This is a genomic window from Planktothrix agardhii, assembly GCF_904830935.1.
GTDB classification, from domain to species: Bacteria; Cyanobacteriota; Cyanobacteriia; order Cyanobacteriales; family Microcoleaceae; genus Planktothrix; species Planktothrix agardhii.
The window spans coordinates 1,289,881-1,310,837 of record NZ_LR882952.1; the positions used below are offsets into that span (position 1 = coordinate 1,289,881).

The 20,957-nt window shown below is 38.4% G+C and carries 19 protein-coding genes and 2 pseudogenes; 10 read left to right on the forward strand and 11 right to left on the reverse strand.

The window, feature by feature from the left end; genetic code table 11:
• Positions 1 to 83 precede the first annotated feature (83 nt).
• From NMG88_RS06030 to NMG88_RS06050, 5 genes and pseudogenes are all read left to right on the forward strand, one after another.
• Positions 84 to 1,586 carry an NADH-quinone oxidoreductase subunit M gene (locus NMG88_RS06030; RefSeq protein WP_027249113.1) on the forward strand — a complete coding sequence of 501 codons (1,503 nt, stop codon included), beginning with the start codon at positions 84 to 86 and terminating at the stop codon, positions 1,584 to 1,586.
• 95 nt (positions 1,587 to 1,681) lie between these two features.
• Positions 1,682 to 2,851, forward strand: coding sequence for a CO2 hydration protein (locus NMG88_RS06035; protein WP_235766243.1), 1,170 nt, complete (start codon positions 1,682 to 1,684; stop codon positions 2,849 to 2,851).
• A 30-nt stretch (positions 2,852 to 2,881) separates the two neighbouring features.
• Positions 2,882 to 5,575: a DNA methyltransferase gene (locus NMG88_RS06040; protein ID WP_254035212.1), complete on the forward strand. Its 2,694-nt coding sequence runs from the start codon at positions 2,882 to 2,884 to the stop codon at positions 5,573 to 5,575.
• A gap of 176 nt (positions 5,576 to 5,751) precedes the next feature.
• Complete coding sequence (locus tag NMG88_RS06045; RefSeq protein ID WP_227350258.1) at positions 5,752 to 6,000, forward strand: AbrB/MazE/SpoVT family DNA-binding domain-containing protein; 249 nt, start codon at positions 5,752 to 5,754, stop codon at positions 5,998 to 6,000.
• A 200-nt stretch (positions 6,001 to 6,200) separates the two neighbouring features.
• Positions 6,201 to 6,368: pseudogene (locus tag NMG88_RS06050) on the forward strand (Uma2 family endonuclease); the annotation flags it as partial.
• A 355-nt stretch (positions 6,369 to 6,723) separates the two neighbouring features.
• Here the strand turns inward: NMG88_RS06050 and NMG88_RS06055 are convergent.
• Positions 6,724 to 7,185: a CYTH domain-containing protein gene (locus tag NMG88_RS06055; protein WP_042152686.1), complete on the reverse strand. Its 462-nt coding sequence runs from the start codon at positions 7,183 to 7,185 to the stop codon at positions 6,724 to 6,726.
• 271 nt (positions 7,186 to 7,456) lie between these two features.
• Here NMG88_RS06055 and NMG88_RS06060 point away from each other — a divergent pair, with 271 nt between their 5' ends.
• Both NMG88_RS06060 and NMG88_RS06065 read left to right on the forward strand, forming a co-directional pair.
• Positions 7,457 to 9,466 carry an FAD-dependent oxidoreductase gene (locus tag NMG88_RS06060; RefSeq protein WP_227357819.1) on the forward strand — a complete coding sequence of 670 codons (2,010 nt, stop codon included), beginning with the start codon at positions 7,457 to 7,459 and terminating at the stop codon, positions 9,464 to 9,466.
• Between the two features lie 104 nt (positions 9,467 to 9,570).
• Positions 9,571 to 10,599, forward strand: a complete 1,029-nt coding sequence (locus NMG88_RS06065; protein ID WP_042152693.1) for an aromatic ring-hydroxylating dioxygenase subunit alpha — start codon at positions 9,571 to 9,573, stop codon at positions 10,597 to 10,599.
• A 147-nt stretch (positions 10,600 to 10,746) separates the two neighbouring features.
• On the opposite strand, the gene NMG88_RS06070 is transcribed toward NMG88_RS06065, so the two are convergent.
• The 5 genes and pseudogenes from NMG88_RS06070 to NMG88_RS06090 all read right to left on the reverse strand — a co-directional run bounded on the left by NMG88_RS06070 (position 10,747) and on the right by NMG88_RS06090 (position 15,420).
• On the reverse strand, positions 10,747 to 11,325 hold the full coding sequence (locus tag NMG88_RS06070) for a UbiX family flavin prenyltransferase (protein ID WP_042152694.1): 579 nt from the start codon (positions 11,323 to 11,325) through the stop codon (positions 10,747 to 10,749).
• 153 nt (positions 11,326 to 11,478) lie between these two features.
• A pseudogene (locus tag NMG88_RS06075) lies at positions 11,479 to 11,814 on the reverse strand (mechanosensitive ion channel family protein); the annotation flags it as partial.
• A gap of 325 nt (positions 11,815 to 12,139) precedes the next feature.
• Positions 12,140 to 13,828: an NAD(P)H-quinone oxidoreductase subunit 4 gene (locus NMG88_RS06080; RefSeq protein WP_042152705.1), complete on the reverse strand. Its 1,689-nt coding sequence runs from the start codon at positions 13,826 to 13,828 to the stop codon at positions 12,140 to 12,142.
• Between the two features lie 195 nt (positions 13,829 to 14,023).
• Complete coding sequence (gene ylqF / locus NMG88_RS06085; protein ID WP_042152708.1) at positions 14,024 to 14,857, reverse strand: ribosome biogenesis GTPase YlqF; 834 nt, start codon at positions 14,855 to 14,857, stop codon at positions 14,024 to 14,026.
• A 146-nt stretch (positions 14,858 to 15,003) separates the two neighbouring features.
• Positions 15,004 to 15,420 (reverse strand): universal stress protein, encoded by a 417-nt coding sequence (locus NMG88_RS06090; protein ID WP_042152711.1) that lies wholly within the window; start codon positions 15,418 to 15,420, stop codon positions 15,004 to 15,006.
• Positions 15,421 to 15,585: 165 nt separating this feature from the next.
• Between NMG88_RS06090 and NMG88_RS06095 the strand changes: the two genes are divergently transcribed.
• On the forward strand, positions 15,586 to 16,782 hold the full coding sequence (locus tag NMG88_RS06095; protein ID WP_235752557.1) for a phosphoglycerate kinase: 1,197 nt from the start codon (positions 15,586 to 15,588) through the stop codon (positions 16,780 to 16,782).
• An 80-nt stretch (positions 16,783 to 16,862) separates the two neighbouring features.
• On the opposite strand, the gene NMG88_RS06100 is transcribed toward NMG88_RS06095, so the two are convergent.
• Together NMG88_RS06100 and NMG88_RS06105 are read right to left on the reverse strand one after the other, a co-directional pair.
• Positions 16,863 to 17,276, reverse strand: a complete 414-nt coding sequence (locus tag NMG88_RS06100) for a type II toxin-antitoxin system VapC family toxin (RefSeq protein WP_026794290.1) — start codon at positions 17,274 to 17,276, stop codon at positions 16,863 to 16,865.
• Positions 17,273 to 17,533 (reverse strand): hypothetical protein, encoded by a 261-nt coding sequence (locus NMG88_RS06105; RefSeq protein ID WP_254035213.1) that lies wholly within the window; start codon positions 17,531 to 17,533, stop codon positions 17,273 to 17,275. The genes NMG88_RS06100 and NMG88_RS06105 overlap by 4 nt, the downstream gene beginning before the upstream one ends.
• Before the next feature lie 272 nt (positions 17,534 to 17,805).
• Between NMG88_RS06105 and NMG88_RS06110 the strand changes: the two genes are divergently transcribed.
• On the forward strand, positions 17,806 to 18,093 hold the full coding sequence (locus tag NMG88_RS06110; protein WP_202807874.1) for an AbrB/MazE/SpoVT family DNA-binding domain-containing protein: 288 nt from the start codon (positions 17,806 to 17,808) through the stop codon (positions 18,091 to 18,093).
• 228 nt (positions 18,094 to 18,321) lie between these two features.
• Here NMG88_RS06110 and NMG88_RS06115 read toward each other — a convergent pair whose 3' ends face one another.
• From NMG88_RS06115 to NMG88_RS06125, 3 genes are all read right to left on the reverse strand, one after another.
• Complete coding sequence (locus tag NMG88_RS06115) at positions 18,322 to 18,597, reverse strand: hypothetical protein (protein ID WP_026794294.1); 276 nt, start codon at positions 18,595 to 18,597, stop codon at positions 18,322 to 18,324.
• Positions 18,598 to 18,713: 116 nt separating this feature from the next.
• Positions 18,714 to 19,646 (reverse strand): FTR1 family iron permease, encoded by a 933-nt coding sequence (locus NMG88_RS06120; protein ID WP_042152721.1) that lies wholly within the window; start codon positions 19,644 to 19,646, stop codon positions 18,714 to 18,716.
• Positions 19,647 to 19,724: 78 nt separating this feature from the next.
• Positions 19,725 to 20,159 carry a ferritin-like domain-containing protein gene (locus NMG88_RS06125; RefSeq protein ID WP_042152724.1) on the reverse strand — a complete coding sequence of 145 codons (435 nt, stop codon included), beginning with the start codon at positions 20,157 to 20,159 and terminating at the stop codon, positions 19,725 to 19,727.
• A 355-nt stretch (positions 20,160 to 20,514) separates the two neighbouring features.
• Between NMG88_RS06125 and NMG88_RS06130 the strand changes: the two genes are divergently transcribed.
• Positions 20,515 to 20,931, forward strand: coding sequence for a CAAD domain-containing protein (locus tag NMG88_RS06130; RefSeq protein ID WP_227350261.1), 417 nt, complete (start codon positions 20,515 to 20,517; stop codon positions 20,929 to 20,931).
• Positions 20,932 to 20,957: the final 26 nt, after the last annotated feature.

Consider the following 20,957-nt stretch of genomic DNA (forward strand, 5'->3'; position numbering starts at 1 on the left):
ACGGATTATTGGAGTTATCGGTAATTACTGATAACTGATAACTGATAACTGATAACTGATAACTGATAACTGATAACTGATTTATGCTTAGTGTATTAATTTGGCTTCCTTTGTTGGGTGCGGCTGTGATTGCCTTTTGGCCGAATTTATCGGGTAAAACGGCTCGTCAATTGTCTTTAGTGATCACAGTCGGATTGTTTTTATGGTCGTTGGTTTTAGCGGGAATATTTGATCCAGATAATCCGGCTTTACAGTTTAAAGAATATATTCCTTGGATTAAACCTTTGGGGTTAAATTATACTTTGGGGGTTGATGGTTTATCCTTACCTTTGGTAATTTTAAATGGGTTATTAATTACGATTGCGATCGCAATTACTGATTTATTTATTAGTCGCCATCAACTCTATTATTCCTCAATTTTACTGATTTCGGCTGGGATTTCTGGGACATTTTTATCCCAAAATCTATTATTATTTCTGCTGTTTTATGAAGTGGAATTAATCCCTTTGTATCTATTAATTGCGATTTGGGGAGGCAAACGCAAAGGCTATGCAGCCACTAAATTTCTACTGTATACGGCCGTTTCGGGATTTCTAATTTTAGCGTCTTTTTTAGGAATTGTTTGGCTGACCCATACCCTAGATTTTGATTTAGATACCATTAGTGCTACAGCCTTGGGAGTCTCATCTTTACCTTTAACCACCCAACTGATTTTATTAGGAGGTCTGTTAATTGGATTCGGAATTAAAATTCCTTTATTTCCCTTCCATACCTGGCTACCTGATGCTCACGTTGAGGCTTCAACCCCTGTTTCTGTGCTGTTAGCCGGGGTATTATTAAAGTTAGGAACATACGGGTTATTACGGTTTGGTGTAGGCTTATTTCCCGATGCTTGGTTAGTAGTATCTCCTTGGGTGGCAAGTTGGGCTGTAGTTAGTGTTTTATATGGAGCTTTTTGTGCTATTTCTCAAAAAGATATGAAGAAAATAGTCGCCTATAGTTCTATTGCTCACATGGGCTATATTTTATTGGCTTTTGCTGCGGCTAACTCCACCAGTTTATTAGGGGCTGTGATGCAAATGGTGAGTCATGGTTTAATCTCGGGATTAATGTTTTTAACCGTTGGAGTTGTCTATCGAAAAGCCGGAAGTCGAGATTTAGATATTATTCAAGGGTTACTCAATCCAGAACGAGGTTTACCCGTGATTGGTACTATTATGATTATGGCAGTAATGGCGAGTGCGGGAATACCTGGTTTGGTGGGATTTGTGGCAGAATTTATCATCTTTCGAGGCAGTATGGAAGTGTTTCCAGTACAAACTTTATTGTGCATGATTGGAACCGGATTAACTTCAGTTTATTTCCTGATTATGATTAATAAAGCTTTCTTTGGTCGCCTCTCGGAATCCGTGGTGAATTTGCCTTCTGTCCAATGGCGCGATCGCATTCCAGCTATGATTTTAGCATTAATTATTGTGATCTTAGGAATTCAACCTAACTTACTGGTGAGATTAACTGATGCTTCCACAACTGCTTTAGCCCATACTCAACCTTTATTTGCTCAACATCTCGCGGAAAAAGTTTGAATTTCTTGATAAAGTGGGTCTAAATAATTGAGTAGAAAATCAAACCCATTTTATCACTTTTCCAGAGATTAATTTTAATTAAACCTTTAAACAAAATGACCATTACCGATTTTAATACCATGTCTAAACATCCTCTATCTGAATATATTCATCGTCTCGAGTCCGGCGAAGCATTATTACTAGATTATCCTGAAAATTTAGTAGAAGTTGTCGGCATTTTAAAAAGTTATGGGATTGTTTTGGATGCCTATTCTAAAAATCTAATTTATATTGCAGATGAACAGTTTTTAGAATTATTTCCCTTTTTTAAATATTTCAACGGAGAGGTAAACATCAAAAAAATATTGCAATATTTGTGGCATGATCGGATTAATTTTGAATATGCCGAATATTGTATGAAAACTATGTTTTGGCATGGAGGAGGCAAATTAGATCAATATTTAGATTCTCCTGAATTTCTACTATTAGCAGAAACGGCTATTCAAGCCAAAACTAAGGGAAATTTGATCATTCAACCGTTACATCGTTTTTTCCCAGGATTTCTCCCCGAACAAATCCGACAACTCTCCTATTATAGTGGATTAGGTCAATTTTGGCGGGTGATGAGTGATATGTTTATTTCCCTTTCTGATCTGTATGATCAAGGAGAAATTAAATCTATTCCTGAAGTAGTTAATCATATTTTATTAGCATTAGTAGAAGCTGCCAATAAACCGATTACCTATAGCGTCAAAATCAATAATAAAGTTTATGATATCCTGCCAAAATCTGCCGAATTAACCTTTTTAATGGATACCGCCGTTCCCTACGTTGAAGCTGTGTTCTTTAGGGGAACTCCTTTTCAGGGAACCGTTTCTTATAATGCCCAAGCACAGCAAATTCCCACAGAACAAAAAGACTTTGCCTATGGTGCATTATACGCCGATCCTCTACCAATTGGCGGTTCAGGTATTCCCCCAACTCAATTAATGCAGGATATGCGTCATTTTCTCCCCGATTATTTACATAATATTTATCAAAATAGTTGTCGCGGGGAAGATGATTTACGGGTGCAAATTTGTCAGAGTTTTCAAAAGTCAATGTTCTGTGTCACCACGGCGGCAATTGTGGGATTAGCACCCCATTCTATTAATACTAATGATCCCGAAGAAAAACAAGCTAATCGGATCTATTTGGAGAATTGGATGGATCGATTTTTAAACTCCCGTTTAGGGGAAGTTAATCAACCCACATTCAGGGAATGTAAGCTATTTCCTGAACGTTAAAAGACACTTTAAAAGAGCGAGGATTGTCAAATGTCAGCAACACCGGAAAGTTTACAAAAATTTATTGATTTCTGTAAAGAACATATCACAGGACAGGAAAAAAAAGAAGCACAAACTTTTTTAGATCGTTTTTTTAAAGCATTCGGTTATGAGGGTGCTTTAGAAGCGGGAGCAAAATATGAGGAAGCGATTAAAAAAGGGAGTCAAAAAGGTAAAACTGGTTTTGCTGATTTAATTTGGAAACCCAAAGTTTTAATTGAGATGAAACAACGGGGTGAGGATCTTAATAAACATTATGCCCAAGCTTTTGCTTATTGGCAACGTTTAGTACCTAATCGCCCTCGTTATGTGATTCTTTGTAATTTTGATGAATTTTGGATTTTTGATTTTGATAATCAATTAGATGAACCTGTTGATAAAGTCGCTCTGATTAACTTAGTAGAAAGAGCGAGTGCTTTTGCTTTTATGGAGTCAGGAAATCGGACTCCTGTTTTTAGAAATAATCAAGTAGAAATTACTGAAATTGCGGCGCGAAGAATGGGGGAATTATTTACCATTTTACAGCAAAGATTATCAAAACAAGCTGATTCTGAATTAATCGCTCAACGTTTTATTTTACAATGTGTGTTAGCCATGTTTGCCCAAGATCGGGGATTATTACCTCAAGATCTATTTATTGCTTGTGTACAAGATTGTCTGCAAAATAAACTAAGTTCTTATGATATCATTGGGGGATTATTTAGAGAAATGAATCAAACCGGAATTACTCCGGCTGGGCGTTATAAAGGTGTTGATTATTTTAATGGTGGGCTATTTTCTACGATTTATCCAATTGATTTAACTGAGAAAGAATTAGAATTTTTAGATGTGGCTGCGAGACAGGATTGGAGTAAGGTTAGACCCGCTATTTTTGGGAATATTTTTGAAGGCTCGGTTAATAAAAAAGACCGTCATTCCTACGGAATTCATTATACTTCAGAAAGTGATATAATGAACATTGTTCGCCCTACTATTAGTCAGTATTGGGAGGAGCGTATTGAAGGTGCAAATACCCTTAAGCAATTATATCAATTACAGCTAGACTTACTCAATTATAAAGTCTTAGATCCGGCTTGCGGGAGTGGAAATTTTCTTTATATTGCTTATCAAGAATTAAAACGCATTGAACAGCTTTTAATTGATAAAATTATGAGTAAAAAAACTACCAATATTGATCAATTACAGATCAGTTTTGTTACTCCCCATCAGTTTTATGGAATGGATCTTAATCCTTTTGCGGTGGAGTTAGCTAGAGTTACTTTAATGATAGCGCGTAAGGTGGCAATTGATAAGTTTAATTTAACTGAAAATTCTTTACCTTTAGATACTTTAGATGATAATATTGTCTGTAAAGATGCTCTTTTTAATGCTTGGATAAAAGCCGATGCTATTATTGGCAATCCGCCCTTTTTAGGAGGTAAACATATTCGTTTAAATTTAGGAGATGATTATGTCGATCATCTCTTTGAAAAATACCCTAAAGATGTGGATTTTTGCAGTTATTGGTTTAGATTAGCCCATGATAATATTGATAATAATGGCAGAGTTGGTTTAGTTGCGACTAATTCGATTAGTCAGGGGAAAAGTCGCAAGGTTTCTTTAGATTATATCAATGAAAATAACGGTTATATTCATGAAGCCATTTCAACTCAGGAATGGTCTGGAGAAGCAGCAGTTCATGTGAGTATCATTAATTGGTGTAAAATTAAACCTGATGCTTATTTTTTAGATCATAAACCTGTTAATTTTATTAATTCTTCTCTGACCTCTTTAACTGATGTAACGCAAGCTAAAACTTTAAAAGCAAATCTTAATCAATGTTTTCAGGGGGTTATTCCTGTTGGAATGAGTTTTATTATTACGGAAAAACAAGCAGAAGAATTTATTAAATCTGATCCGAAAAATAGCAAAGTCATTAAATTATTTTCAATGGGGGCTAATTTAGCAAAAAATCCTCATGGAAAACCTGATAGATGGATTATTGATTTTAATGATTTGAGTTTAGAAGATGCTAGTGATTATGAATTACCTTTTAATCATGTTAAAATTAATGTTAAACCAGAAAGAGATAAAAATAGAAGGGAAGTTACTAAATTAAATTGGTGGAAATATGGTGAAAAACGTCCTGCTATGAGAAAAGCACTTAAAGATTTATCTTACTATTTTACCGTCCCCAGGGTTTCAAAATGGGCTATATTTATTCCTGCTGAAATTAATTGGCTACCAGGGGATAAATCTGTTGTATTAGTATCAGAAGATTATTATATATTAGGAATATTAACCTCAAAAGTCCATAGAGTTTGGATGAATGCACAAAAATCAACATTAGGAGAAACTACCTGTTACACACATAATACTTGTTTTGAAACCTTCCCATTCCCGCAAACACCGACTAAAAAGGTAGTCGAAAAAATCAGAGAAACCATGATTAAACTCCATGAATATCGAACAGAGCAAATGGAGAAAAAACAATGGGGAATCACCCAATTATACAACCAATTTTTTACTGAGCCTAGTAGTCAATTGTATAAACTCCATCAACAATTAGATAAATTAGCAATGGAGGCTTATGAATTTAATCCCGATGATGATCTTTTAGAGAAATTATTAAAACTCAATTTAGAGTTAGCCGAAAAAGAGGAAAGAGGGGAAAAAATAGTGGGTTGTTGGGATATTTATCAATAATATTTGACAGTAGAAACCCTGTTTCTGACCTCCAGCAGCGCTCCAAGAAACAGGGTTTGGTGCAATGACTTTTGCTTCCCAACCGAGATTTATGGAGAAACCCGGTTTCTGAGTCCCACGCGCGACTATATCTAGTTGTTATAATAGATAAACCTGAGCATTAAAATCGCAAATGTATGACAGCAAAAATACACATCAGCAACTTGGGTAATTCCTTAGCTTTGCCAATACCCGACTATATTGTAAAATTTTTCAATCTGAAAGCAGATGATTCAGTAATTTGCAGTATAGAAAATGGAAAAATGGTCATAGAACCTGTATATCAGAAAGTTTCCAAATATACCCTAGATGAATTATTAGCAGGCGAAATAGAACCCAGCGAAGAAATCTCTTGGGGAAAACCAGAAGGAGAAGAATTTTGGTAAATTATATCCCCGAACGAGGTCATTTCATTCGCCTCAATTTCGATCCTCAAGCAGGGCACGATTGAGGAAGACTTTTAACGATCGCGTAGATTTGTTCAATGATAGTCATAATCTGGTTGGTGATCGAGTATGTTTATTGCTATTTAATCTAACTGATTTCATGTTATCATAAAATCACTTGAGAGCAGAAGGAAATGACCATGCAAACTCAAGAAAAATCAGCTATCGAAAAGCAACCCAAAACCGAAAAACGCTATTACACGCCAGAGGAATATCTAGCATTAGAAGAAACTGCGATCAATAAAAGTGAATACCATGATGGGGAGATAGTAACAATACCAGGGGGAACAACCAACCACAACAAACTCAGGAATGAAAAATAAATAACTTGCACAATTAAACCCTGGAAACCTTTATCTACCGTAAACTATTGCTCAATTAGTCACCTTATTGGTTTTTCATTCCTCACTGGGAACTTTTGCCGCAAATTTCCTTTGACTATAGCAATCCTATTTGAGTTGTGTTTAAAATCCCTGATCAAAAGGGAACACCGGAACAGCCCCCCTAGCCCCCCGTGCACGGGGGGCTAGGGGGGGAGGGATCTGGGGTAATACTTCTGGCCGTTTCATATCAGTATTGAAATGTTACAACCTATTTAGGATTGCTATATAAAGGAGCAAAAGACGGCAAAAGAAAGACAAGAGGGAAGCCATGAAGGGCTTACTACGGTTTGAAGGGGTTTTTAACTAAGTTGGAGTTATAATACCGAGGATCGGAGGTGACTTCTTTTCCGATCCAATGGGGAATATTAATATTTTGATCTTCTATTTCTAGTTCTACTTCTGCTAAGATTAATCCTTGATTCTCTCCCCAAAATTCATCAACTTCCCAAATTAAATCCCCGATATTAATTTTATATCTGGTTTTTTCAATTAAAGGGTGATCGCATAATGTTTCTAATAATTCTTGAGCATCATCAACGGGTATTTCATACTCAAATTCTGCCCGACTACTTCCTGTTGTTAGCCCTTTAATCGTTAAATATCCCTGACTTCCTACGACCCGCACCCGCACCGTGCGACCATTGATATTAGCAATATAGCCTTGACGATAGGTTTCTCCCACTGCAAGCGATCGCCATTCATCCCCCTGAACTAAAAATTTTCGTTCAATTTCTATTGCCATTTATAGTGATCTAAAAAATTATCTGTTTATGATTATACCATAAAATTTTATATTTTTATCAACAAATAAAAAAAAATCCCGTTGTTGCGCTGTTGTTGCGCTTCAGAGCAATCTTGAGGGCTAAAGCCCAACAACATACAACATCATGTTTATGTTAATAATAATTAATTTGCCAATAGCTACAAAATTGATATAATCATTATACGGTGAGCGTCATCGCTTCGTAGATTAGAAAATAATCTGGCTTTAAAATTTTAAGTTTATTTTATCCATGACTGAACTATTTAATCCTTCTGAAAATTCTAATGTTTCTCGTCGTTTTATTCTTAAACTATTAGGAATTAGTTCTGTTGGTGGACTCTTAGGTTATTCTCGATTCCATAAACCTGAACCAACAATTTTCCAGCCAAATATCCTGAATTTACCCCAATTTTTGACCCAACATAAGCACGTTGTAATTGTCGGTGCAGGATTAGCCGGATTAGCCTGTGCTTATGAATTGAGTCAACGGGGATTTAAAGTTACTTTATTAGAAAAATCTCCCCAATTGGGCGGTAAAATTGCCAGTTGGGATATTAAAATAGGTGATAAAACCTTTAAAATGGAACATGGCTTTCATGGATTCTTTCCTCAATATTATAACTTAAAATCCTTAGTTAAAGAAATCCAAATCGAAGATAATTTTAAATCCTTAGAATCCTACGCCGTGGTTTTTAAAAATAACCAATATCAACCAGAAGTATTCCGTCCCAGTCATTCTGCATTTCCTTGGAATGTGGTGGATTTAGGGTTTTCTTCTGCTAATCGTTTAAACTGGGGAATTAATCTGACTCATTTGAATCATTGGAAAGTATTTAGAGAAATTGGTGGGTTTAAAATTCCCAATAGTTTTCAACGTTTGGATGACATTTCTGTGGCGGACTGGGTGAGTCAAGATTTCCCTCAAGGTTTGTATGATTTATATTTTCTTCCCTTTGCTAAATCGAGTTTAAATGCACCGGATAAATTGAGTGTGGGGGAATTGATGCAGTTTTTCCATTTCTATTTTTTTGGTAATCCTGAAGGGTTGGCTTTTAATGGAACTTGTCAAGATATGGGAACCAGTTTAGTCCAACCTTTAGTTAAAGCAATTCAACAAAAAGGAGGAGAAGTTTTAACAGATGTTACCGTGAATAATATTAACTGGAATCAAGGAAAAATTGACTCTATTAGTTATTTTCAAGGTAATCAGATTAATTCAGTTCCATTTTGGGTAAAATATAATCCGGTTCTATCATTAATTGACCCCCCCTGCCCCCCCTTGGTAAGGGGGGGTGAATATCAGGAATTGGTTGGGGGTGACTGTTTAGAATATTTTGGGGCTGGAGATGAGGTTTATGCGGTATCTGGAGAGAATAATCAAGCTATTTCTTTACAATGTACCCATCAAGGTTGTACGGTACAAATGGCAGAAGATGGATATTTTCATTGTCCTTGTCATGGGGCAGTTTTTAATCAAAAAGGTCAGGTAATTTCTGGCCCAGCACAACGAGATTTACCAAATTATCAGGTAATAGAAAGACAGGATAATCAAGTTAAGTTAGTTGGTATTAATAATATAACCAGAAATTCATCTATTACAAATAATATCCAGGCAGATTATTATGTATTAGCGACGGATATTCCTGGGACGCAACGATTATTTACCTTGATGAATGGGGAAATCAATCAACAGGTGAAACAACAAATTGAACAACTACAAGTCGCTGACCCCTTTGCAGTTTGTAGGTTTTGGTTTGACCGAGATTTCCCTTGGGAATATAGCCATTTTACCTCTTTATCAGGTTATAATTTAACCGATAGTATTACCCTTTATCATCGTATTCAAGAGGAATATATTAAATGGTATAAAGAAACTGGGGGGACTGTGGTAGAACTTCATGCTTATTGTTATAAAGAAGCTCAATTTCCCACACAAGAAGCTTTATTAATAACTTTTGAACAGGAACTTTATGAAATTGTCCCCGAATTAAAATTAGCTACCCTATTACATCGAGAATTAGTCAATCAGAAAAATTTTGCCGGATATCCCCCCGGAAGTTATGCAAATCGTCCGGCTACAAATTCTGGGGTTACTAATTTAATGTTTGCGGGAGATTGGGTAAAAATTCCCTTTCCCTGTGGTTTAATGGAAAGGGCTGTTAGTAGTGGATTATTAGCAGCAAATGAAATTTTATATCAGGAGGGTTTGCAAAAACGCTCGATTTTTTCTGTAAATCCAGAAGGGTTTTTAAAGATATAAAATTGATTTCACTTTAATTCCGCGCAGGCGGAATTTGTTTGTGTAGCTGCGATTTCAAATCGCCCGGTTAATATAAATCTTCTATTAAAATCGCACAGGTTAATATGAATTCTAACGATATTCGACAGTCAGGAATCAACCCGAATCATTGGTATGTTGTAGCAGCGAGTCATGAAGTCAAAACTCAACCCCTGGAAGTAAAATTATGGCATCAAAATATTGTTTTATTTCGGGATAGTTTAGGCAAAATTCAAGCCTTAGAAAATCGCTGTCCCCATCGACAAGTTAAATTAAGTCATGGTAAAATCATATCAGATTATATAGAATGTGCCTATCATGGTTGGCAATTTAATTCTCAAGGAGAATGTGTCAAAGTTCCCTACTTAGAAGATAACCAAAAATTACCTAAAAATTGTAAAATCCGAGAATATTCAGTTAAAGAATTAGATGGTTTTATCTGGCTTTTTCCTGGGGATAATCCTAATTTAATTCAACCCTTAGCAATTCCAGAATGGGATAATCTAAATTATATTGCAACGGTTTCAGTAATTCATTATCAAGGACATTTTTCCTTTTTAATTGAGAATTTAATGGATATGTACCACGGACATTTACATCAAGATTTACAAGCATGGACGGATGCTATTTTAGACAAGATAGAAGCAGATGAAAACCGAGTTGATGCTTACTATCAAGCTAAAAGTTATTATAAAATTGATAAAATTTGGTCAATTTCTCAGCTATTTTTTCCCGGTTTAAGAAAACTTCATCCTGAACCTTTAACAGTTAGTTATATTTATCCCCATTGGGTTTCTACTTTGGGAGACTATTTTAAAATATATTGTTTATTTTGTCCGATTAGTTTAACAGAAACCAAGGCATATTTAATTCATTTTACCTCATTAAATGCCTTTTGGCGACTCCATAAACTGCCTATAAAATTCAGAAAATTTGTCAAAAATTTATGTTTTGGTTCCGCCCAAAAACTATTAGATGGGTTAGTTAAACAGGATGTTTTAATGATAGAAGAAGAACAACAAGCCTATTTACAAAATTCCCAACAAAAAGGATATGAATTTAACCCGACTATCGCCAGTATTCAAAGGTTAATTAACAATCAAGTTGAAAAATAATCAGTAGGGGGTCATCAATACAAAATTTCGTTGTTGCGCTTTAGCGCTCCATAAAGGGGCATTAATAGGCAGGGTATAGGATTGCTATAGGTAATAGGTAATGGGTAATAACTGGTACAGACGCGCCATGGCACGTCTCTACACTGATTACTGATTGCTAATTCCCTCCCAGCGTTTCATCTGACACCCATCAATATCAAAAAGATCAAGCACCCGACAAACCGTATTTGTAACCATTTCATCAATGGATTCCGGCATAGTATAAAATGCAGGAACCGGGGGCATAATAATTCCCCCACATTCTGTCACCGTTAACATATTTTTAAGATGAATCGCATGGAGAGGGGTTTCCCGTACCATTAACACTAACCGACGACGTTCTTTGAGCACCACATCCGCCGCCCGGGTTAGGAGGTTGCTTGTCACTCCCGTCGCCACTTCAGCCAAGGTTTTCATTGAGCAGGGAAGAATCACCATCCCCATCGTCCGAAACGAACCACTAGATATAGCGGCTCCCACATCTCCAATAGGATAGCTGACGTTGGCCAGGTTGTGAAGTTGTTTACTATCTATATTCAACTCATGGGATCGGGTGATTTCTCCAGCCCGGGAAACCACCAGATGGGTTTCCACATCGGTTTCCCGCAGGAGTTCCAACAGACGCACCGCATAGATAATACCACTGGCCCCACTAATACCCACAATGAGACGTTTAGAACTGGTCATATTAATGGCGGCTTCCTAATCTGAATTATTGTATTTTAACCCGAAATAAACGCATTTTTTCAAGAAACTTATTTCCTGATATCACTACGAATATGTAAATCTCGTTGAGGATAGGGAATTTCAATATTATTCTCTGCAAAAACTTTCCAAATTTCACAAGCAATTTCGCTCATAATTCGTTTGATTTAAAGTTTCAGGATGTTTATAGATAATTTCTAACAAAATCTCAATCACTTTTTGTGGATCACAATCATAAATGACTCCCACAATTAAAGACTTTCGCACTCGGCGATCGCTACCCGTCATGGTTTTAAGTTCTTGGGTAAAAAAGATTTGATTCGGAATAATTTTTTCTGAATTATCTCTTATCACTTGTACCGTTGTCGCTCGCATACTGATTTTTTTAACTTCACTGGATTCTCCCCCAATTTCAATAATATCTCCAGGTCTTAACGAACCTTCAAATAATAAAAATATCCCACTAATAAAGTTACTAAATACTTCTTTATCTACAAATAAACAAAGAGCCTTCTAGGAGGCTTAACCGCTTGCGAGTTTGTTCTGGATTTGTAAAAAATTGAGCTAATTGTAGCGATAACTTTTTTTGTTGAGGACTCGATGTTTGATTAAACAAAATCACACGGGAATAGAGAAAAAGCCCGGCGGGGTTGTTTCCTTCCCCTGGTAATAAGGCAACACCCAAATTATTTTTTGTGTCTTTGTGGTTAAATTAACCCCAACCCTAACTATAAAATAAGCGATCGCCTTTTTCAATCAAAGCGATCGCTTATTCTAAAAGAAACCCGGTTTCTATCTATTTCAACATTCCCGAAACCGAAGCCACCTCCGGTTTAGCAATCCGAGGAGCCATAAACCCTTTAGCATACAAATCAGGATTAGCCTTAGCCACTTGAGCATAAGAATCCCGCATCTGAGTATTCAGGGCAACGGTTGTGGCGTCATAAACCTTAGTCACCAGTTTAGGATATAACCCAATTCCCACAATCAGCACCAGGAAACTCGCAGCAATGAACATCTCCCGGGGTCGAGCATCACTAAAAGTAGCTTCCGAGGGCAGCACACAACTGGTTCCAAAACAAACCGCTTCTTGGTCATCAGAATTTTGTGAACCTGCATTACCCAACATACAAGCCGGAGCTTCACCCGTTGCATAGAACAACTGACGGAGCATCGACAGCAAATAAATCGGGGTCAGCACTAATCCCACACCCGCCAAAGCCACCAAGACCACGCGGAAGTTCGAGCTATAGATATCGCTCGTGGTGATGCCAATAAACACCAACACCTCACTCGCAAAACCACTCATCCCAGGTAAGGCCATGGATGCCATCGCTCCGGCGGTAAACAGAGTAAACACCCGGGGCATCACCTTACCGATATAACCCATCTCATCCAAGATCAGGGTATGGGTGCGGTCATAGGTCACACCGGCCAGGAAGAACAGCACCGCCGAAATCAGACCGTGAGAGATCATTTGTAACAATGCTCCACTCACCCCAATATCGGTAAAGGAGGCAATTCCGAGCAACACAAATCCCATGTGAGACACAGAGGAATAGGCGAGGCGGCGTTTCATATTGGATTGGCCAAAGGAATTTAAGCCACCATACACAATATTAACCACCCCTAAAATAGCCAGAATCGGGGCAAAGTAGATATGGGCATCGGGTAGCATTCCCATATTCACCCGAATCAGACCGTATCCCCCCATCTTTAAGAGCACCCCAGCTAAAATCATCGAAACCGGGGCAGATGCTTCACCATGAGCATCGGGGAGCCAAGTATGTAGCGGGAAAACGGCCAGTTTCAAGCCAAAGGCAATCAAAAATCCCGCATACATCAATAGTTCTAGGCTCAGAGGATAATCCTTGAGACCCAGTTCCACCATATCGAAAGTTAAGGGGCCACCGCCATAGAAGGCCATTGCTAGGGCAGCCACCAGGATAAATAAAGAAGCAGCGGCCGTATACAATAAAAATTTAGTCGCGGCGTAACGGCGTTTTGGCCCGCCCCAGATGGAAATTAATAGGTACACCGGAATTAATTCCAGTTCCCAGACAATAAATAACAGCAGTAAGTCTTGAGCCACAAACACCCCGATTTGGGCCGAATATAGCACCAACATCAGGAAGTAGAACAGACGAGGTTTTTGGTCTACCTGCCAAGCTGCAAAAATAGACAGGGTTGTGACCAGTCCTGCCAGAAGTACCAGGGGAAGGGAAATCCCGTCTACAGAAACGGCCCAGTTCAAACCCAATTGAGGCGCCCAGGGAAACTTTTCCACGATTTGAAAAGTTGCACTGCTCGCATCGTAATACTTCAAGAAGACATAGCACATTAATAATAAGTCCGCGATGCCTACACCAAGGGCATACCAGCGCAACTGTTTGCCGTTGTTATCCGGCAGTACAGGAATGAGCACCGAAGCTACGAGTGGGAGCAGGACTATCGTGGTCAGCCAGGGAAATTGATCCGCCATCATGACAGTAAGAACAAATACTTATCTGTGAATAATCGTATTGTACTAAACTTTGTAACGATTTGTATATAAATTTTTACCGTAGCCAATTATTCATTATAGTGTATGGCTTTTTTCCCAGCCGTTGCCCTCTGTCTATTCCCGCTTGACTACCCGCAGGGCTTCATTAACTCTGGTTCAGAACTAACCAAACTCAAGTTAATTTGGCGGTAATTCTAAGGCAATATTTCCCAATAAACCCTTACGAAAATCATTCAACATTTGACGAGCGGTGCGTTCGATATCGCCTTTGTTTCGATAATCAGCCAATTCCTGTAAATAGACATCCCCACTCAAGGCCGTAAATTCTAATTGATATCGGGAAACCAACAAATGCTGTAAATTAAAATCCTGTAACAACTCAATCAATACCGTTGCAACCTGTAGATTTTCATAGGACGCTTCCCCAATATCCTCACAAATTGCCAACTTTAAGGCATCTTCCTCTTTTCTGATTTTGGTCGGAATTACCCCAGGAGCATCTAATAATTCCAGAGTCTCGGAAATTCTCACCCATTTCAAATGACGAGTCACCCCCGCCCGTCTAGCACTATCCACAATTCTTCGATTCAATAACCGATTAATTAAAGCCGATTTTCCCACATTCGGAAAACCAATTACCGCCGCCCGCACCGGACGCGGTAACATCCCCCGTCCGGCCCGTTTTTCATTGATTTGTGACCCGGCGGCTTGGGCAGCTTTCGCCACCGCATCCACCCCATTTCCCAACCTAGAATTCGTAAAATAGGCCGTTTCCCCCTGTTCCTCAAACCACTCGTCCCACTGTTTTTGTATATGGGAGGGAATCATATCCATACGGTTAATCACCAGCACTTTCATTTTACTTCCCACCCACTGCGGAACATTGGGATGATGGGTCGTCAGAGGAATACGAGCATCTCGCACCTCCAAAATCACGTCCACCCGTTTCAGTTGTTCCTGAAGGGTGCGTTCGGCTTTAGCAATATGACCGGGATACCATTGGATAGACATTATGTTAGGGGAGCAGGGGAGGTAGGGGGCATGGGAGCAGGGGGAGCAGTGGGAGCAAGGGAGGCAGGGCGGGTGTCTTACCGTAGTGAGTCCTTTAGGACTCTCTTAGAAGGAGCAGTTTAACAGTCAACCGTCAACACCCTCCATTAAGGAACAATCAGGACAGGACAGGGAGACAAATTAATTACACGGTTAGTAACGCTATCGGCCGCACCATCTTCGGTCAGACCAATTCCTCGACTCCCCATGACAATTAAATTCGCATTAATTTCATCAGCAACGTCACAAATCGTAAAAGCGGGTTTTCCCTCTTTTTCTAGGATTTGAGCCTCAATACCATCCTTAGAAAACAGGGTTTGAGCCTGTTTTAGTAAGTCCGCCACCGCTTCCGGGGACGACATTTGTTCAGGATGGGGTTGAGGTTCGGTCACCTCAGTATTGGGTTCCACAACGGCCAAAACATAGAGACTAGACCCAAAGGTTTTGACCAGGTTGGTCACAATTACCGCCGCTTCGTGGGCTTCACGGCTTTGGTCAACAGCAAATAAAATGGTTTTAAACATAATCGCGCATCTCCAAGACGCGGACTTAGGTAGAATGTTTACTGTGAACGATTAGGTGGTAGACCGGATGGGGTTGACAGACAGGATTAAACTGTCCGAAACCTGACCCATGCCACCTAGATTTAATCTGATTTAGACAACAACATATCCTAGGAGGATTATCCTGTGTCAAAAAAAACTGTAGCAGATTTATCCGCATCAGATTTATCTGGGAAACGGGTATTAGTCCGCGTTGATTTTAATGTTCCCCTAGATAACGGTTCAATTACCGATGATACACGGATTCGTGCGGCTCTGCCGACTATCCAAGATTTAACTTCTAAAGGCGCTAAAGTGATTTTAACCAGCCACTTTGGCCGTCCTAAAGGCGTAGACGAGTCCCTGCGTTTAACCCCTGTGGCAGCCCGGTTATCGGAATTGTTAGGTAAACCTGTTAAGAAATTTGACGATTGTATTGGGGATGAAGTCACCCAAGCGGTTGCAGCCATGGAAAATGGGGATGTCGCCGTATTAGAAAACGTCCGTTTCTATGCCGAAGAAGAAAAAAACGATCCGGAATTTGCTAAACAATTAGCTTCTGTTGCTGATTTATACGTTAATGATGCTTTTGGAACCGCCCACCGCGCCCATGCTTCTACTGAAGGAGTAACTCATCATTTGCCTTCTGTCGCGGGGTATTTAATTGAAAAAGAACTCAAGTTTTTACAAGGAGCAATTGAAGAACCCAAACGGCCTTTAGCTGCTATTGTTGGCGGTTCTAAAGTGTCTTCTAAAATTGGTGTAATTGAAGCTCTTTTAGATAAATGCGATAAATTGCTGTTGGGCGGTGGGATGATTTTCACCTTCTATAAAGCTCGCGGTTTGAATGTGGGTAAGTCTTTGGTGGAAGAAGATAAACTGGAATTAGCCCGGGAATTAGAAGCCAAAGCTAAACAAAAAGGCGTGGCATTCTTATTACCTACCGATGTGATTGTTGCTGATAAATTTGCCCCTGATGCGGAAGCAAAAACCGTTAGCATTAATGAGATTCCTGATGGTTGGATGGGGTTAGATATTGGCCCGGATTCTGTTAAAGTCTTCCAAGACGCTTTAGGGGATTGCAAAACCGTGATTTGGAACGGCCCCATGGGGGTTTTTGAGTTTGAGAAATTTGCAGCCGGAACTAAAGCAATCGCTTTAACGTTAGCAGATTTAACCAAAACAGGCGCAATTACTATTATCGGTGGCGGTGACTCCGTTGCGGCGGTGGAACAGTTGAATTTAGGCGAACAAATGAGCCATATTTCTACTGGAGGTGGCGCCAGTTTAGAACTGTTAGAAGGGAAAGTATTACCTGGAATTGCTGCGTTAGATGATGCGTAATTTCAGCTTTAGTTAACATCATTTTGTAGGGAATATGGCGGTGTCATATTCCCTACTATTTTTTGACCATGAACGTTTAATTATGGAACTTGAATAATATCAAAAGTATCCTGATTGTCAATTCGATAAAATAAGAAGTCAGAATCAAGGGTTAAAATTTGATGATACCCTGTTTTTTCAGCTACTAAAACTAAGGTTGCATCCGCTAAATCCATTGGTCGATCAAAATATTTCTCCATTAACCCAAATAAACGAATATAGTCATTTTCTTCAATTTCATAAATAGTCAGTAATTTATTTAAGAGAAGTTGACCTAAATGTTTTTGCATAACCCAACCTCCACGATGCAAAGCAAGATACATGGCTTCTGTTAAACATGGCCAGGTTGTGATCAGAGGTTTTGTTAATTTTTGAATTGCACCCCTATAGGCTAGATGTTTCGGTTGACTGGAATCAACTAGACAAAGTAAAACACCTGCATCACAAAGAATCATAGGTTTAGACCTTGCTGGCGATATTTATTGAGTAGAATTTGCTGGTATTCGTTAGTGGGTGTTGCAGTTTTTACTTGTAACTGATCGACTCCTTCAAACCATTTTAACCAGGCTTTTAGCAGCTTTTCATCAACATTACTCTCAACCGTTTTATCAAGATTTTGGTCAATGATCTTATCAATAGCTTGGTTAACTTCCTGTAACAGAGTTTCGGGAAGTTCTTCTAATTTAGCGAGAACAAGGTCACGGATACTCATGATGATTACCTCTTTCAATGCTATTAATTTTAACAAAATTAGTATTGACCTGTTAGATTACCAAGAATATCAGGGAAGGGGCGAAAGCACAACCTCATCTTTATATTAATATCTTGTAATTCAATGGGTAAAGACTCCATCATTTTAATAACATTGGTGAATGCTGGTAATGACATTTGGTAAACTCCTTATACAATCTTTTTCCCTGATTTTAAGCTATATTTAATTTTAGATCTACAATAGTTGAGTAAACCCAAACTATCATACATAATATGAAAGCACCGGAGCTAGAGATTAAACAGATCCCTATTGTTTTAGGACAGAAAGGAGAAATTACCATTCCCCAGGTTATACAAGATTCCCTCAATATTAACGAGGGAGATAACCTGATATTACTACAAATCGGTGATTTAATTGTACTGACTCCTCAACAACCTCAAGTTCCTCAACTGATTGATCAGATCGCAACTCTGATGGAAAATGAAAATGTCAGTTTGACTGATTTATTAGCAGGTTTGGAAGCAGAGCGAGAAGTGATTAATCGGGAGCAACGTTCTTGATGCGTAGAATATTTGCATGTTGATCGTCTATTGAGCTTAAATACCAAAGATTTTACAGCCGAAGTTTCATTCCAGAGTGGATTAATCATTCAAACTCCAGCCGAATTTATTAGAGAAATTAGAGAAATTGTAGAAAAGGGTTTACTGAAGATATAATTTAACAAAAAAAGAAAGAAAATTGAATATTCCTAATTTTAGGATGGTTTTAACTTCCTTTCTTGTACTATTTTATTTTAAAATAGGTTTAGTTAAATGACTACAATCAACATCATTAACAATCCTAGAATCAATCCTTGCAGGTTGAACCTCTACACCGGGAGGTAAAGGACGATTTTCGACATGGAAAACGACTTTTTTACAGACCATTTGACTATTCCCAACTGAAGCATAATCCCAAATATAGACTTCTGAATTGGGGGATGTGGCATTAGCGGGGGGAATCACCCAGGAACTCAGCAAAACGATTTCTAAAGCCACTAAAGCTGCCATAACGAACTTTAGCATAACTTACTCATGGTTGATAAATTCAGGACTACTATTAGTATACCCAATATTGCCAGGTGATCGGACAATCTATACTCAGTTTAACGGGATTGGCGATCGCATAATTTCAAATAACATTAAGAAACTGTTTTTTCTATCTTTGGGGGTGCGATCGCTTTTCCATTAACTTCTTGTAAATAAAACCATCCCACTGTAATTAAAAACAGAAAATAACTTACAATTTGGACAAAATACAATTGATCTCTATAGCCAAATAAGGCTTTTAAAACGATCCCTGGAAATTGTTTATCGGGTAAAAATCCCTGAGTATTTAATACCAAATCCCCTAATAAACAAGAAGCAGGTTGAGTTAAACATAATCCCGCATATCCAGGATTAATTTGGGCTAATATTCCTACTCCCGCATCCAAATGTTTGAGAACTGAAATTACTAATCCTGCTACAATTAATAACAGAAAAATTCCCATGATTTGAAAAAACAAACGAATATTAATTTTTACCCCCCACTTAAAGAGTAATATTCCTAATCCTGCGGCGACAAATAAACCTAAAACCGCCCCAATTGCAGGCATAATTCCCTGTTCAAAGGTAGCTAAGATAAAAATAACGGTTTCCAGACCTTCCCGTAAAACCGCAATAAAAATTAAGCCAAAAATTCCCCATCCTGCTGCGGTTTTATTTTTATTAATGGCGGCTTTAACTGCTCCTTCTACTTCGGACTTTAAGGATTTAGATTGTTGAGTCATCCAAATTAACATCCAACTTAACATGGCGATCGCAAACAACCCAATTCCTGCTTCTAAAAATTCGCCAAAAACTGGAGCGTAGGGATGTTCAGACGTAGCAATTCCTTGAATTAGCCATCCAAATAATATGCCAAAAAATGCACTGGCAATAATTCCTACTCCCACCCCATAAAATACCCAGGAATTGAGATAACTTTGTTCTGCTTTTTTTAAACAAGCTAGGACAATTCCCACCACTAAAGCAGCTTCAAAACCTTCTCTTAAAGTAATAAAAAATGTAGGTAATGCTTGGGTTATATCCATAGTAATTGTTTTGTTCTAAAACAAGTTGAATAAGTTGCTAAGTGGGCTGGAATTAACCAGCATAAAAATTATCTAAGATTAACTAAAATCGCGCAACATTTTCTTGATTTCAATATTATGTAATTCCTCCTGACCAATCATAGTCCGAGCGTATTCTTCTAAATAAATACTCGCATTTTCAACAACTTCTAGCAAATCCTTATACAATTCTAAAGCCTTGCGCTCATGAGCTAAACTTTCCTGTAAAAGATCCCTGACCGAATGCTGATAACTTTCCTCAATGGGGGCAATTTTTTGACTAGGATGTCCTTCTAAACCGGTAAGAATTTCTCCAGCTTGTTGAGCATGAAGCAAAGATTCTGTGGCTTGAGCCTTGAAAAACTGTACAATGGGCAAACGATTCGGCCCGGTTACCATCAGAGAATAATGAGTATAACGCACCACCCCGGCTAACTCGAATTCCATAATCGTGTTGAGGAGTTCAATGGCTTTTGCTTGATCGAGATCTCTCATACTTTGTCTTTAACCTAAAAACACTTTACCCATTATGACAACAGTTGATCATTCTTATAATAATTAGTTAAGATTATCATCTCTCTCAAGAAGTAATTATTAAGATTTATATTAGATTTAATCCCGGGTCTAATGGGTTTAATTGTAGCCTCTGTGATCGGCTGTTCTCAACCTGAAACTCCCCAAGTCCAAAACCGTTAACCCGGTATTTCTTGATTACAAATAAAAAGCCGTCTTAGAAGGACGGGGCTTCAGACCCTTTTTTGGGTCAAATAGTCTAATTCTGGCAAAAACCTGTTCTCTCTGGCTTAAAATCTATTGGTACTGCATATTTTTTTAAACAAGGAGACGAAAAATGCAAGAACCCACGAAGATCACGGACACATCCACCCCTACCGGAACCAAAATAGATGTCACTGTAGAAACAGGTGATGCTATTACCTCCCCTTCAACCAATGCCCAGTTTGATGAAATTAAAGAAAAAGTTGTAGTTGTCTTATCCGAACTTCCGGGTTACATCTCCAGTTTTTTTGGCTCCTACCAAAAACCAATTATTACCATTGTTCTGATTTTATCCGCCCTTGTGACTCTGAAGGTTTTATTTGCGGTGATCTATGCTCTGAATGATGTTCCTCTTTTAGCTCCAACCTTTGAGTTAATTGGTATGGGATATACCGCTTGGTTTGTCTATCGTTACCTGCTCAAAGCCTCAACCCGTCAGGAATTAGTTCAAGAATTCAAATCCTACAAAGAACAAGTTACAGGCGACTAACTTCTTTATATAGGGACAGGAGACAG